13 protein-coding genes are annotated in these 14,678 nt (G+C 36.3%); 7 read left to right on the top strand and 6 right to left on the bottom strand.

Annotation, left to right across the window (positions count from 1 at the left end):
• Positions 1–86 precede the first annotated feature (86 nt).
• A complete protein-coding gene (locus ACTCIM_RS05440; protein WP_472314326.1) occupies positions 87–797 on the top strand; it encodes a TerC family protein in 711 nt (236 codons plus the stop codon).
• On the opposite strand, the gene ACTCIM_RS05445 is transcribed toward ACTCIM_RS05440, so the two are convergent.
• Genes ACTCIM_RS05445 through ACTCIM_RS05460 form a run of 4 tightly spaced genes read right to left on the bottom strand, consistent with a single transcriptional unit; the run spans position 790 to position 8,070 of the window.
• Positions 790–3,051 carry an FAD-dependent oxidoreductase gene (locus tag ACTCIM_RS05445; protein ID WP_472314328.1) on the bottom strand — a complete coding sequence of 754 codons (2,262 nt, stop codon included), beginning with the start codon at positions 3,049–3,051 and terminating at the stop codon, positions 790–792. The two genes, ACTCIM_RS05440 and ACTCIM_RS05445, sit on opposite strands and share 8 nt — an antisense overlap.
• A 35-nt stretch (positions 3,052–3,086) precedes the next feature.
• Positions 3,087–5,759 carry an AAA family ATPase gene (locus ACTCIM_RS05450; RefSeq protein WP_472314330.1) on the bottom strand — a complete coding sequence of 891 codons (2,673 nt, stop codon included), beginning with the start codon at positions 5,757–5,759 and terminating at the stop codon, positions 3,087–3,089.
• A 2-nt stretch (positions 5,760–5,761) separates the two neighbouring features.
• Positions 5,762–6,832 carry a metallophosphoesterase family protein gene (locus ACTCIM_RS05455; RefSeq protein ID WP_472314332.1) on the bottom strand — a complete coding sequence of 357 codons (1,071 nt, stop codon included), beginning with the start codon at positions 6,830–6,832 and terminating at the stop codon, positions 5,762–5,764.
• A complete protein-coding gene (locus tag ACTCIM_RS05460) occupies positions 6,829–8,070 on the bottom strand; it encodes a M48 family metalloprotease (RefSeq protein ID WP_029966726.1) in 1,242 nt (413 codons plus the stop codon). The genes ACTCIM_RS05455 and ACTCIM_RS05460 overlap by 4 nt, the downstream gene beginning before the upstream one ends.
• Position 8,071: 1 nt before the next feature.
• Here ACTCIM_RS05460 and ACTCIM_RS05465 point away from each other — a divergent pair, with 1 nt between their 5' ends.
• Complete coding sequence (locus ACTCIM_RS05465) at positions 8,072–8,815, top strand: Mut7-C RNAse domain-containing protein (protein WP_472314334.1); 744 nt, start codon at positions 8,072–8,074, stop codon at positions 8,813–8,815.
• A 21-nt stretch (positions 8,816–8,836) separates the two neighbouring features.
• On the top strand, positions 8,837–10,111 hold the full coding sequence (locus ACTCIM_RS05470; protein ID WP_464280137.1) for a DUF401 family protein: 1,275 nt from the start codon (positions 8,837–8,839) through the stop codon (positions 10,109–10,111).
• Between the two features lie 39 nt (positions 10,112–10,150).
• Here ACTCIM_RS05470 and ald read toward each other — a convergent pair whose 3' ends face one another.
• Positions 10,151–11,272, bottom strand: a complete 1,122-nt coding sequence (ald, locus tag ACTCIM_RS05475; RefSeq protein ID WP_464280136.1) for an alanine dehydrogenase — start codon at positions 11,270–11,272, stop codon at positions 10,151–10,153.
• 171 nt (positions 11,273–11,443) lie between these two features.
• On the opposite strand from ald, the gene dksA reads away from it, so the two are divergent.
• Genes dksA through queC form a run of 4 tightly spaced genes read left to right on the top strand, consistent with a single transcriptional unit; the run spans position 11,444 to position 14,366 of the window.
• Entirely contained in the window at positions 11,444–11,806 is a 363-nt protein-coding gene (gene dksA / locus ACTCIM_RS05480) for an RNA polymerase-binding protein DksA (RefSeq protein WP_029966718.1), read from the top strand.
• A gap of 6 nt (positions 11,807–11,812) precedes the next feature.
• Entirely contained in the window at positions 11,813–13,264 is a 1,452-nt protein-coding gene (locus ACTCIM_RS05485; RefSeq protein ID WP_472314337.1) for an NFACT RNA binding domain-containing protein, read from the top strand.
• A complete protein-coding gene (locus ACTCIM_RS05490; protein WP_464280133.1) occupies positions 13,257–13,670 on the top strand; it encodes an iron-sulfur cluster assembly scaffold protein in 414 nt (137 codons plus the stop codon). Before ACTCIM_RS05485 ends, ACTCIM_RS05490 begins: the two co-directional genes overlap by 8 nt.
• A gap of 12 nt (positions 13,671–13,682) precedes the next feature.
• Entirely contained in the window at positions 13,683–14,366 is a 684-nt protein-coding gene (gene queC / locus ACTCIM_RS05495) for a 7-cyano-7-deazaguanine synthase QueC (protein WP_464280132.1), read from the top strand.
• Positions 14,367–14,374: 8 nt separating this feature from the next.
• On the opposite strand, the gene ACTCIM_RS05500 is transcribed toward queC, so the two are convergent.
• Positions 14,375–14,677: a hypothetical protein gene (locus ACTCIM_RS05500; RefSeq protein ID WP_029966704.1), complete on the bottom strand. Its 303-nt coding sequence runs from the start codon at positions 14,675–14,677 to the stop codon at positions 14,375–14,377.
• Between the last annotated feature and the right edge of the window lies 1 nt (position 14,678).

The raw sequence follows: 14,678 nt of genomic DNA on the forward strand, positions 1-14,678 counted from the left end.
TGAATAAAGTGCAAGAAAGGATATTGCCTTAAAGTTAACTTAAATTTTGTCAACAGATTTTAGAGAGAAAAAGGAGGATAAAACACATGCTTAGTTGGGAAACAATAGTGGCTTTATTTAGTCTCACCTTAATGGAAGTAGCTTTGGGTATTGATAACCTTGTTTTTATCTCTGTAGTTTCAGAAAAATTGCCAGCAAAATCTCAGCCCAGAGCAAGAAGATTGGGATTACTGGCTGCAATGATTTCCAGAATTCTTTTGCTTTTTGTCCTGGCTTATTTTTTGCATCTTGCTTCTCCTTTGTTTTTTATTGGTAAATTTCCTGTTTCCATTAGAAATATAGTTTTCTGTATAGGTGGAGTGTTTTTATTGTATAAAGGGACAAAAGAAATACATCTTCGTCTAGAAGGAGTACAAGAATTTAAAAAGAATAAACAAAGACATTCTTTGCTAATTATTCTATTAGAAATAGTTTTTATGGATGTGGTATTTTCTTTAGATTCAATTATTGTTGCTTTAGCTATGGCAAAGGAAATCTGGGTTATGGTTTTAGCTATTATTTTATCTGTAGCTATAATGATGTTTTTTGCGGAAAAGTTAAATTCCTTTTTACAATTACACCCCACATTTAAAATTTTGGCCCTTTCTTTTTTACTTTTAATTGGTGTTTCCTTAATAGCAGAAGCCTTAGGAAAACATATTGAAAGGGGCTATATCTATTTTGCCATGATTTTTTCTCTTTTTGTAGAAATTTTAAACTTAAAAATAAAAAAGAGAAAAATGTTAAAATCTAGCTGAGGTTGATATTTTTACTCATGCTTTTAAGCACCTTAGCTAGCTTGTCAGAAAGGGTTACCCCGATATACTCAAAGCGTAAGCTTTCCTTTGGCAGTCCCAGAGTACTTAAGGTCCCTTTGAGCAGTTTTACCCTTCTATCTTCCAGGTAATTGCCCCAGAGATGGTGGCAATTTTTAGGAGGGCAGCCTGCAATAAGGACTCCATCTGCATAGCCAGAGGTGAGTATTTCCAGGGCCAGGTCTGGATTGAGGGAAGCAGAGCAGCGTACCCGAATGGTTCTGGTGTTTAAAGGTAGCTCTAATTTTTTAGGACCCACTAAATCTCCAGCTGCATAGGAACACCAGTAGCATAAAAAGGCCAGAATTTTGGGCTCAGAGGGTAAGGCGTGTTCAAAGGCTTTTTTGGCCATTTCCAGGATTTGTAAGTCTGTAAGGTTTTTGAGGTTAATGGCCCTGGAGGGGCAAGAACTAACACAAAGTCCACAACCTTTACAAAAACCAGGGTCAATAAAAAAAGGAGTATCTTTGGAGCTTAAAATGGCTCCATGAGGGCAGATGGGCACACATAGGCCGCAGTGGGAGCATTTATCTAAGTCAATTTGAGAGACATATTTTTGTTTTTTTCCTTGCAGGGCAAAGCTGGCTTTTAGGGCTGCATTGGCACCTGATTCTATGCTTTCCTGCACGTCTTTTATTCCCCTGGCTGAACCAGCTAAAAAGACTCTCTCCACTAAACTTTCTCCAGGTCTAATAATCTTGGGTTGAAATTCTTCTGGGAAATTTTTCTCGTCAGTAAGTAATTTTAGGTCCTTTAAAAAAGAGATTTCTGGAGGCAAAAGGGGCTCAGCCATTACCACCAGATCTGCCTCTATTTCTTCTCCTTCTTCAGTAGTAAGGGTTAACCACTCCTCTCCTTCAATTGTTTTAATTCTGGTTTTGATAAACTCCACGCCTTTTTCTTGGGCCTGCTTGTAGAAAAATTCTCCACTTCTTCCTATGGGTTTAAAGTCTTGATAGATTACTCTGGTTTCTGTGCCCATAAAAAAGGAAGCCATGCGAAAGGCGTGTTTGGCCGCAATAGTACAGCAAAGTCTGGAACAATGGCCGGTATGTTCCTTTTGGCAAAGCACAAAGACCACACTAAGGGGTGGACGGCCAAAAAAACGATTGGCAGCCAGGCGTTCAAACTGAGTAAAAGTAATAATTTTGGGATGATTTGGCTCAAAGGAGATGTCTGGAGGCAATTTGGCTTCAAAACCAGTGGCCAGAATAAGGGCTCCAAAGGTATCTGTGCTTAATTGGTTTTCTGCCTTTAAGTCTATGGCCTTAGTGGGACAGATTTGCGCACATTCTCCACAAAAGGTGCAGTTTTCTGGATCTAAAGAGTAAGTATCTGGTAAGAGAAGGAAGTTTTCCTTAGCAATAGCCTTTTTTTGGGTTAATCCAAAATCAAAAGGATTGGGCGTGGTTACGGGACAGACTTCCTGGCATTTACCACAAGAAATACACAAGCTGGGATTTACAAAATTGTTTTTTTGCAGAAAAGTTACTTTAAAATTACCTTGTTTTTTTTCTATGCTGGCTATTTCTGTAGAAAGTAAGGGCGTAACCTTTTCCTCAAAAAGTACATCCCTGGCCAGGACAGGAAGCACACATTCACTGGTACAAAAACCATAACTGCCTTCAGATTGCCAGAGAAAGGGCACTTTACTGGCTACTCCGCCTAGATACTTTTCCCTTTCCACCAGGGTGGTTTTAATGCCCATTTTGGCCAGGTTTAAACTGGCGCTAAGCCCTGCTACACCACCGCCTACTACCAGGACCTTTTCTGCAAACTTAGGCAGGTCTAAGGCCTTTTCATTGAAGAGAAGTTTAGTGTAGGCAATATTAAACATATCCAAAGCCTTGGAGGTAAGCTCTTCTCTGGATGCTTTGGGGTGATGCCAGACGCATTGTTCCCTTAGGTTTACGCTTTCAAAATGTCCCCTATTTATTTCTAAGTAATCTAAAAGTTGATAAATCCTATCTTCTGTAAAGGTAAGGGAAGACCTTTCTGAGCAGGCGCCTATAAGAAGGTGGGTAAATTTTCCTTTTAGATGCTCTAATTCTTGTTTGTTTTTTTTGCATAAAAGGGAGAATCTAAAAACTTTCTCTACATGCTCATAAGTTGTTAAAGTACTTTCTAACAGGTCAAAATCTATTTTTTCGGCTAAATTGTTTCCACAATCACAGAGAAAAATAGCTATTTTTTTCATGGCATACTCCTTAGGTAGAATGAAGGTTGTTAGTATTAACTTTTATGGCTGCCTGTCAACTTAATCTCTTCCAGGTTCCAGAAAGTAGCTGGAAGATTTTCAAACCTTTCCGGGTGACAGGTAAGAAAAATAAATTGAATACGAGTACTTAGCTTTTCTACCAGTTGAAAAAAATTGGCTAATTTTTGTTTATCTGTGTAGGGCAGGGCATCGTCCAGCACCAGAAGTTGGGGTTCTTGTTGGGAGAGAAAGTCAGCCAGAGCTAATCTCAGGGCAAGGAAAATTTGCTCTTTTTCTCCTCCAGAGAGAAAATTTAAGCCCAGGTTAAAAGTAGAATTTATAACTCCCTGAGGAGTAAGCTGGGAATCAAGTTCAATTGTTCCTGGCCTGCCGTTTATCTGGTGAAAATAAGCAGAGGCCTTTTTTTGCAGGTCGGGAATGAGTTCCTGGGCTTGTTTTTCCCTGAGTTGATTTATGCCCCTGAATAAAAGGGCTATGGCCTGCATTTTGGTTTGCTCTCTTTCCTTTTCTTTTTCCAGTTTTCTTTGCTCTTCTTCTTTTTGGGCCAGCTTGATGTAAATGTTTTCTTTGCTTAAATGTTCCAGGTTCCATTTAGCCCTTTCTAGTTCCCTACTTATCTGTCCATATTTATTTTGTAATTCTTCCAGTTTTTTTTCTGTGTTTTTTAGTTCTTCTGTCGGGTCAGTTGAATATTTTTTTAGTTCCTGACTTAGCCTTTCTTCTTCCTTTTTTATGTTTTTTATACCCATATCCAGTAAAAGGGCATTTTGTTGTAAGCTTTCAAGATTGAGCTTGCTTTGCTCTAATTCCAATCCCAGCTTGTTAATTTCTTCTGCCACAGTTTCTTGGGTTCTTGAGAGATAGTTTAACTCAGAAGAGAGTTTACTTATTTCTTCATTTAAATTTTTATTTAAAAGATTTTTACTTTGTAGATTTTCTATTCTTATTTTTATTTCTTTTTCTATTTCTTCTAAGCTTTCTTTTATTTTTTCTTTTAAATTTAAACTTTTTTCTAATTCTTCTTTTTTTTGTATAATTTTATTTATTTCATCTCTAAATAGAGCCAATTTTTTTTCATTTAAAATGGTTCTTATGGTTGAAACTATGTTATCTATTTCTATTTGTTTTCTTTCAATCTCTTTTTTTCTTCTTTCTATTTCTTCTATATTTTTTAGGTTATAAGTTTTTAATATCTGGTTTATGTCTGCATTTATTTTTTCTTCTTTTTCCTTTATATTCTTGATATCCTTATTTTCAATAGATGACTTTATTTTTGCTATGTTGTCTATTTCCAGTTCTACTTCTGGAAAGTTTTTTAGGTTTATTTTTTCTCCTTTTTTTATTCTTTTTTTCTCCTTTTCCTGAGTTATGTTAATGTCGTCCAGAGCAAGCAATTCCAGGTTAATTTGAAAACTTTCCTTTTGAATTTGCAGTTTTTTTAGATGTTCCTTTAAAGCTAAAATTCTCTTTTCTTCTTCTGCAGAAGGAAGTTTTATTTTTTTTATTTCCTCCGTTAGTTCATAATATTTTTTTTCCAGTTTTTGAGCCTGTTCAAGAATAGGTTGTTTTTCTTGAATCCTTTTCTCCAGTTCTAAAAAATTTTCTTGTTTGTATTTTTTATCTTTAAGGATTTGCCATTTTTCTATTTCTTCGCTTATTATTTTGATTTCCTTAGTTAATTTTTCCAGTTTTTTCTCTTTTTCTTCTTTTATCTTTTTTAAGTCCAGTTCTTTTTTAGAGTAATCTTTTTGTTTATTTTTTAATGTTTCTATCTTTTTTTCTTTATCTTTTATTTCCTTTACCTTTCTTAAAATGAGTTTTAGCTCTGATTCAGACTTGCTTTTTTCCAGTTTTACTTTACTTAATTCTGTTTGCAATTTGGTAAATTTTTCTGTTTCCTGGACTAATTTTTTTATCTTTATTTCTACTTGAGTTATTTCTTCTTTTAATTTCTTTTCTTGAGTATTTAAGTCTTTGATTGTTGTACTTAAACTTTCATATTCTTTTAATTTTTCTTCTAATTCTAATTTTTCTTCTTTTATTTTTTCTAGTTTTTCTTCCAGTTTTACTATGTAGGGGGCATTTTGCCCTTTTTTTATTCTTCCAGTAGAGGTAAAGTAAGTAAAATAATAATTGGTTATTTTTTCTTCCAGGTCTTTGCTTGCTAAATCAGAAAAGATATCTCTTTTATTTTGGAGCAAGGATAATATTTCAGGAGTTATTTTTTGATAATCTATTCTATCTTGAGGTATTAGTAGGATATGGAAAATACCAGAGTCTTCCAGGTTAAGACTTTTTTTGTCCTTTTCTAGAGCCAGGATTTCTCTTAACTTATTGTCTGCCTGTTTTCCTTCAGCTAAAGGGAAAAAGAGGTCTTCTTCTTTTCTAAGCAAAAGGGCATTGGCTCTGTCTAAAAAGGATTTTTGTAATTTATAAGTGGTATTGTTTTGTTTAAATTCTATCTCCACCTCTGGAGATAGGTGTCTGCCCAAAGGGGCAATAGCCTTTATTTCTTTGTTCTTTAAATGATGCAGTTCAAAAAGTCCCCTGTACAGAGCTTCAAAAAGAGAGCTTTTGCCCGTACCATTGGGACCATAAATAACATTGATTTTGGGAGAAAAAGGTCCAATTGTGGTTTCTTCTAAAAAACAGCGCCATCCTTTTATTTTTATATTTATAAGCTGCATAATTATCTACCCAAACTAAAGATTAGTTTTAAAGCTTCTTTGTATTCGGCTGAAGTTATACTTTCTTCCTTTTTTTCTTGCTTTAAAAAGTTTAGCAGTTCCTTGCCCAGGGCTGAAGCAATGGAGTCAACCAGCTCTGCTTCTTCCAGGAAAAATAAATCCTCTTCTCTTATCTTGATTTCCAGGAATTCTTCTCTGGCCAAATTAATAAGATTTTCTAGGGATTGCCAGTTAGTAGGGCTTAAATTGCCCTTTAGGGTCAGCTCCAGGATGGTTTTTTCTGGCATAAGTTTTTGCAGAGCTTGTTTTAAACTTGCTATATCTTCAGCACTAAAGAGTTCTTTCTCCATTTTTAGCCAGGATATTTCTCCTACTTTTAAAGGAGTTATTTGAGGTGGTTCCTGGGGATGCTTAATTTCTACCAGCAAAACCTGACCGGAGTTTTCTTCTCCAAATTTGGTGGTTTCTGGAGTGCCAGAATAAGCTATTTTTTCTGAATATTGGTAATAAGAGTGCCAGTGTCCAAGAGCCAGGTAGGAAAAGTCCAATTCTTTGGCTCGGTTCGGGGTTAAGTAAAGTTCCTGGTATTTGTCGTCCAGAGCTAAGTTTAAATGCCCCAGGCCAATACTTATTTTCTTTTTATTTACTTCTTTTAGCCAGTGAAAACATTCTTTTTGGGTGTAAGGATCTTTTACCGGCGCAGGATAGAGAATGTAGTTAGCATATTCTATAGGCTTTTCTTCTTTAAGAAGAAAAACATTTTCCACTTCTGACCACAAAGGATTTTCCCAGATAGAACCATAGACCAGAGGGTCATGATTGCCAGGGAGTAAGTAAATGGGATTGGAGAATCTTTTTAAGATATTTAATAGTCTAGAAAGGGTTTTAGGGTTTATGGCATTGTGGTCAAAGACATCACCACAAACTAAAATACAATCAACTTTTTCCTTATTGGCCATCTCTATTATCCTTTCTATTGTTTTAAACCGAGCTTCTCGAACCTTTTCTCCTGCATAGGCAAGTTGATTGACTTTTAAACCTATTTGCCAGTCTGCGGTATGAAGTAGTTTCATTTTTTCTCCTTACTTAAGTAAGCTAGTCGTTCTAACAGGGGAGGGTGGCTGTAGTGGAAAAATACATAGAGTGGATGGGGAGTTAAATTGCTTAAATTATTTTGGGCTAATTTTTTTAGAGCAGATATTAAGTAGTTATTGTCAATGTATTTGCAGGCTAGTTTGTCTGCCTGTTTTTCAAAGGTTCTGGAAAAATAATTGCTAACAATACTTAACAATAGGCTTAAAGGAGAGAAAAGAAGCATAAAAGCAATAAGACCAGCTATAACTGTTGGTTGTTTAAAATTTAAAGCCTGGGCTATCTGAAGACTGGTTAAAAAGAAGCTGGCTAAATAGAAAAAGATAAAAAGCTGCAATAAAAATAAAATCAAGTTTTTGAAAATGTGCTTTAATTTAAAGTGACCTAGTTCATGCGCAAGCACTGCCAGGATTTCTTGGTCCTTTAATTTTTCCAATAGAGTGTCAAAAAGGGCTATTTTTTTGTATTGTCCAAAACCAGTTAAAAAGGCATTGGCTTTACTGGTGCGTTTAGAGCCATCCATAAGATAGATGTTGGTCAGGGTGTAGCCAAGCTTTTGGGCCAATTGCGTTATATCCTGGCGTAAAGTGCCTTCTGGAAGTGGGGTAAAGCGATTAAAGAGGGGCAAGATAAATTTAGGAGCAAGATATTGTAAGAGTAAGACAAAGCCAAAAATAATAACCCAGGCAACAAACCAGGCTGTATTGGGATAATGGCTCCAGAGATAGATAATTATACTCAAAAGAATGGAGCTAATAAGAGCGCTAAGAATAAACTCTTTTATTTTGTCTTGAAAAAATAAGGAAAGTTTCATGCGGTTAAATTGATATTTTTTTTCCAGGTAAAAGTGTTCATACAGTTCAAAGGGAAGGTTTAAAAGAGTGGTAAGGAGTAATAAGAAAAGGAGATAAAGGATTTGTTGCCCCATGGTATTTATATTTAGCCAATCCAATTGATGATAGAGCCAACCAAAAAATCCTGTTTGAAGAAAATAAATTAGTAAACTTGTCTCTAAAGCAGAAGAGAGTATTTTAAAGTAGGTTTTTTCTTTGGTATAGAGTTGACTTTGGGCATATTGTTGAGGAGAATAAATATCTCTGGCTGCTGCAGGAAGCTTGGTTTTTTGGTGTCTTAAGTTTAAGAGTTCTAATCCCTGACGTAAGACAAAGTTAAAGAGTACAAGGAAAATCAAGAGATTTTTCCAGAATAAAGGCTCCATAATGTCTACTACTCCTTTTATTGTTCTTTGCTTTAGCAAAGAATATCAATATTTTTTCAAACATCAAGAGCTTGAGGTTACTTATCCTCTACAGCGTAAAGCCTCTATAAAAGATATTATAGAAGCTTTGGGGGTCCCTCATACAGAGATTGGCTCTCTTTATAGAGGAACACAAGAATTAAATTTTTCCTATATTCCTGAGCCCTTTGATAAAATAAATATTTTTTATCATACTCTTCCTCTTGATTTTAGTCAAAAGACAAAATTACGACCCAAACTAGAAAAAGAACTGAGCTTTATCTGTGATGTCAATGTGGGCAAATTGGCTGTATTACTTAGGATGCTTGGCTTTGATACCCTTTTTGCGGCCAGGTTAAGAGATGAACAGATTGCTCACCTGGCCAGTCTGGAACAAAGGGTTGTCTTAACCAAAGATATTGGCTTGTTAAAGCGAAAGCAGATTCACTTTGGCTATCTTTTGCGCTCCAGCAATCCAGATGAGCAGTTGCAAGAAATAAAAAGGGTTTTTGGTCTTAAACCCAGGAGTTTTTTTCAGCGTTGCTTGCTTTGTAATACTCCTTTAAAGCCTGTGGCTAAAAAAGATGTCTTGCCTTTACTTGAACCCAGGACTAAAAAATATTTTCAAGAGTTTCACTTTTGTCCCCAATGTAAAAAGGTTTACTGGCCTGGAAGTCATTTTGAAAAAATGAAAAAAAGATTGCAGTTAAATGGTTTTAAAATTTAAATTATCATCTTGGAGAAGTATATGCCTGTAATTTTAAAGATATTTACTATTTTTCTTTTTATTTTAATCTTAAACAGAAAATTTCCTCTGGGAATTGCCCTGTTTAGTGGTTCCTTTTTGCTTTGTTTGTGGATGGGTTTTGATTTTTCTTTTTTTGTGCAAAGTGGTATTGGTAGCCTTAAAGAACTGACTACCATTTCTTTGGTTTTGATTGTAGCTACTATTTTGATAATGAGTGCCTTAATGCAGTCCACTGGCCAGATTGAGAGGATGGTTTTCACCTTTCAGGAGCTCACAGCCAGTCCTGGACTTGTGGCCAGTGTTATGCCTGCCCTTATTGGTTTGTTGCCCATGCCTGGAGGGGCCCTGTTTTCTGCACCTATGGTGGAAGCTGGAGTGGGAAAGGAATGTATTGAGGCGGAGAAAAAAGTCGCCCTTAATTACTGGTTCAGGCATATTTGGGAGTATTGGTGGCCTCTTTATCCAGGCGTGGTTCTGGCTATAGCTTTACTTAAAGTTCCAGCCTGGAAATTTATTGGATTTATGCTTTTACCTAGTGTGTTATCTGTAGTGGCTGGAAAAGTTTTTATTTTAAATTTTATATCCTGTCCTCTTAGGGAAAAGAAAAAAGTTTCTTTTTCTTTAATAAAAAAATTTTTGTGGGAGATTATGCCCATAGTGATAGTTGTCATATCTATTTTAGTTTTAAGTTTGTTAGAATACTTTTTACATAAAATTGGAGTTAATTTACATATTCCTGGCTCTACGGCCATTATACCTGGGCTTTTACTTTCTTTAGTTTGGATTATGTTTACCAATAAAGTTTCTGTTAGAGAATTAAAGACGTTTATTTACAATAAAAAATTTTTAAATATGGTTTTTTTGGTCATTTCCATTATGATTTTTAAAAATATGCTGGCTAAGACCAATGCTGTTTTTTTGGTACGAGAAGAACTTATTGCCTATCACATTCCTCTGGTTTTAGTGGTTATGATTATGCCCTTTTTATCCGGGTTTATTACAGGTATTGCCATTGGTTTTGTGGGGGCTTCCTTCCCCCTTATTATTCCCATGTTTCCAGAGCCATCTTCCCTGTCCTATCTATCCTGGGCAGCACTGGCTTATACTTTTGGGTATATGGGGATGATGCTTTCGCCTGTGCATCTTTGTTTTTTGGTGACAAAGGATTATTTTCAGGCCAATTTGTTGGCGAGTTATAAGTATCTGCTAAAACCTGTTCTCTTTGTAGTCTTTTTGGTGTTGGTGCTTTTTGGGGCAGGGGTGTACTGGTTTTAAAAGAAAAAGGCCCTTTTAAAAAAGGGCCTTTTTTTAGAGTTAGTTTAATACTTCTTCAGGAAGCTTACATTCCTTTTCTAAACCAAAGGCCTGTGAGACTGGAGGGCAGGTGAGAACGCCCTTGTACATGTTTAGACCCTTGAGAAGTACTTTGTCTTCTTTGCAGGCCTTTTCCACGCCCAGGTTGGCAATTTTCAGGCCGTATTTAATGGTAACATTGTTTAAGGCAAAGGTAGAAGTCCGGGCATAAGCTCCAGGCATGTTGGCCACACAGTAGTGAATAATATCTTCTTCCACATAAATGGGGTCAGAATGAGTAGTGGCTCTGGAAGTTTCTGCGCAGCCACCCTGGTCAATGGCCACATCTACAAAGACTGCACCTGGTTTCATTTTTCTTAAGAGTTCCCTGGTGACTAGTTTGGGGGCCTTGGCCCCAGGAATCAATACTGCACCAATAACAATATCTGCTTCTTCTAAACATTTTTGTAAGGTCAAATGGTCGCTATAACAGGTAAAAACATTGGCTGGCATGATGTTGCCCAGATGTTCCAGGGTGTTGGCGTTAATATCCAGAATGGTTACTTTGGCTCCAAAACCAGCAGCAATCCTGGCTGCATTACTGCCTACTGTGCCACCGCCTATAACCACCACATTGGCTGGAAGTACTCCAGGTACGCCAGTGGGCAAGACCCCACGCCCACCTTGGGATCTGGCTAAGTAAAAGGCTGCCATTAAAGGGGCCATTCTTCCCGCTACTTCACTCATGGGTTTTAAAAGAGGCAGATTGCCATTTTCTTCCTGTACGGTTTCATAAGCCACGGCAATGATTTTTTTCTCTAAACAAGCCCTGGTTAAATTTTCATCAGCAGCAAAGTGAAAGTAAGTATAAACTATTTGATTTTCTTGCATTAAATCATATTCCTGGGGCAAAGGTTCTTTTACTTTCACAATCATTTCACTTTTTTCCCAGACTTCCCTGGCTGTGTCCACCAAAGTAGCCCCTGCTTCTATATATTCTTGGTCCTGTATTCCAGAGCCAAGCCCAGCTCCTTTTTCAATCAAAACCTTATGTCCATTTTGGGTGTACATCTTTACTGCAGCAGGAATTAATCCCACCCTGTATTCATTATTTTTTATTTCCTTGGGACAACCAATTAGCATAAAAAGACCTCCTCCTTCATGTTGTTTTGAGAAAACTAACAATAACACTATTAAAATACAAGCTTTTTAATAAAGACTAAAAAGATATTCTTAATAGAAGGAGCCTGGGTCTTTACTTTCGGGCTATTGTGCTTTAATAAAAACAAATTTATTTTTTACGGGAGGCTGGCTATGGAACCTAAGGATTTAGAATTCTTTAGAAATTTACTCTTAGAAATGAAACAGGAGATTTTGGCCAAAGGGGAGAGCACTCTGGAAGATATGAGTGAAGATATGGAAGTATATGCTGACCCGGCAGATAGAGCTACTGCTGAAAGCGATAGGGCTTTTACCCTCAGGCTTAGAGATAGGGATTTAAAATTGGTCAGAAAAATTGACGAAGCCCTGACCAGGATTGAAGAAGGTAGTTTTGGTATTTGTGAAGAGTGTGGAGAGGAAATAGGGATGGCCAGGTTAAAGGCCAGGCCTGTGACTACTCTTTGTATTCAATGTAAGAGCAAGCAGGAAGAAGAGGAAGCCTTACTAAAGCGTTAGGTTAGAGTGGAAGCCAACTTTTTTCGTTTAGCTCTAGAAAGGATAAAGCCCTATCTTTTAGGTCAGCGCTTAGAAAAGATTTATTTTACTGCTCCTGGTCTTTGGACCTTTAGGTTTTCTTTTAAAAAATTTCTTATTTTATCTTTGGTTCCCAGAAAAAAATTTTTTTGTCTTCAGGAAAAGGGGATAGACAATCCCCTTTCTCCTTCTCCTAAAGTAATGTATTTGAGAAAACATCTTAAAAACAGGCGAGTAAAGGATGTGGTTTCTAGATGGTGGAAAAGGGAGTTTTATCTTGACTTTGGAGAGCTTTATTTAAAATTGGGCTTGGATGTAGAGCCTTATCTAAGCTCTGAACTATTGTTAGAAGAAGTAAGCTGGCCGCCTTTGGAGCAGGTTTTTGAAGATGAGAAAATATATTTAACTTTTCCGCAACTTACTCCTCCTGTTAGGAAAAGAATAAAATCTCTGGAAGGAACGGAGAGAGAAAAATTCTGGCAGGATTTACAGGAAGGAAATTTTTCAACCTGTTATGTTTATCCCAAAAACATTTTGCTCTGGCCAGAAGGGGACAATTTTCTGTTTTCCAGTTCTAATTTTTTAGAAGGAATGCAGGTTTATGCCCAGGAACATCTAAAATCCCTTTTTAATTTAACTATAGAAGAAAAAAAGATTCAGAAAAAAGAAGAAAAAAAAGTAAAGAAAATTCTTAAAAAAGTAGAGGAAGATTTAAAAAATTTAGAACAAAAGTTAAAGCTTTCCAGAATAGGAGAATTGATTAAAAATAATTTATATACTCTGGATAAAGAAGCTAAAGTAGATGAAATAGAAGTAATTAATGAAAAAGGTGAACTGGAAAAAATAAAGCTAAATCCCAAGCTAACCATAAAAGAAAACATGCTTTTTTGTTTTAAACAGGCAGAAAAAGGAAAAAGAGGACTTTTGATTTTAAATAACAGAAAGCAAGAACTGGAAAAATTACTTTGTTCTTTGCAGGTAAGAAAAGATGAGATTAAGCAGGTGGAGGAGAAAAAGGTAACTTTGCCTAAAAAATATCAGGGATTGGCAGTTAAGGTCTTTGTTTCTTCAGATGGCTTTTTACTCTTACGGGGTAAAAATCAAAAGGCCAATCACAAGTTGCTCAATCTGGCCAGTTCTTTTGATTTGTGGTTTCATGTTCAGGATGGCCCTGGTGCTCATGTGCTTTTACGCAGGGACAGTAAAAATCAGGAAGTACCTTTAAGGAGCCTGCAAGAAGCAGCCATTTTGGCTGGACTTTCCAGCTATCAAAAAGAAGCTGGTAGGGCAAAAATAATGTATACAGAAGTGAGATTTTTGCGTAAAGCCAAGGGAATGCCTCTAGGTGAGGTTCTGATTGATAAGTTGTTGGGAACCTTAGAGGTTGATTTGGACTTGGATTTAGAAGAAAAATTACTCTGGAGGGCTCATAATGAGTAAATTGGATGATTTTTGCACAGATTTACAACAAAAAATTTATGCTGATACAGAAAAAGAATTTGGAACAGAATTTATGTCTCGCTGGTTAAATCCCAGGTTTGCAGGGAGGGTGGAAAATCCCACCAAGGTGGTCACAACTAAGCCCAGTTGTGGTAAAAACCTGGAGATTTCTTTGCGCTTAGAAAATAATAGAGTAGTAGAAATAGCCTTTTTTACTGATGGGTGTGGCAGTGATGTGGTCTGTGCAGAAGTGGCCTGTGAATTGGCTTTAAATAAAAGCAAGGAAGACATTTTAAATTTGAGCCCAGAAGATATATTCAAGGTAGTCCCCAAACTGGCTTTAAAAAGTAGTGGTGCAGCCAAAGCACCCATTGAGGCCTTAAAAAAGGTTTTTGAAGAAGATTAAAGAGGGGGAAGAATGAGGCCTACCAATAGAGATTGGGCTCTAGTTTGCTTGTCTGGAGGACAGGATTCTGCCACCTGTCTGGCCTGGGCAAAAGATAGATTTACAAAGGTCTATAGTGTTTCCTTTTATTATGGGCAAAGACATGCCATAGAATTGGAATGTTCGAGAAAACTATCTGAACTGGCTCAGTGCGAACATCATTTTGAAATACAAATGGATCAGCTATTTTCTCAAATAGAAGTAAGTTCTCTTTTAGATAAAAGTAAAGATGTAACTTCTTCCTTTGACTTAGATGCCAATCTTCCCTCTTCTTTTGTGCCCTTTAGAAATCTTTTTTTTATTTCCTCTGCTGCTTCTATCGCCTATCTTTATGGAATAAAAAATATAGTTGTTGGGGTGTCTCAGACAGATTTTAGCGGTTATCCTGACTGTAGAAATAATTTTATTAAATCTCTTAATGCAACTCTGGAATTGGCAGTGGATTCTTCTTTTGAAATTCATGCTCCTCTTATGTACCTTTCTAAAAAAGAAACTGTACTGTTAATGAAAAATTTAGGCTGCTTAGATTGGTATAGATATACTCACACCTGTTATAAAGGAGAGAGACCTGCCTGTGGAATATGCCCTGCCTGTAAGCTCAGGCTTAAAGGATTTGCAGAAGCTGGGATTAAGGACTTAATAGAATATAGAAAATAAGAAAGTATTTACAACTTTTTTAGATTTTCCAGAATATTTTCTTCCTTTTTTAAGAAATATACTCTTACCTTGTGGCTTCTGGGAAATTCTTCCCTTAATACTTGCTTTAATTTTTTGGACAGTTTTTTCTCTTTGACTTCAAAGGATTTTTCCCAATACCCCCGTTGCTCAAATAGAAAAGTATCCTCTTTTATTTTTAAAATGGTTAAACTCCTATTACGCTTGTACGTGGTTAGCAGTATCTTTTCTGTGAATTTCAACTTTTTCAGTCTGGGAATAATCTGAGCAATGAGGCTTTCTTTAGCGTACATA

The sequence above is a fragment of the Desulfonauticus sp. genome (assembly GCF_055126295.1).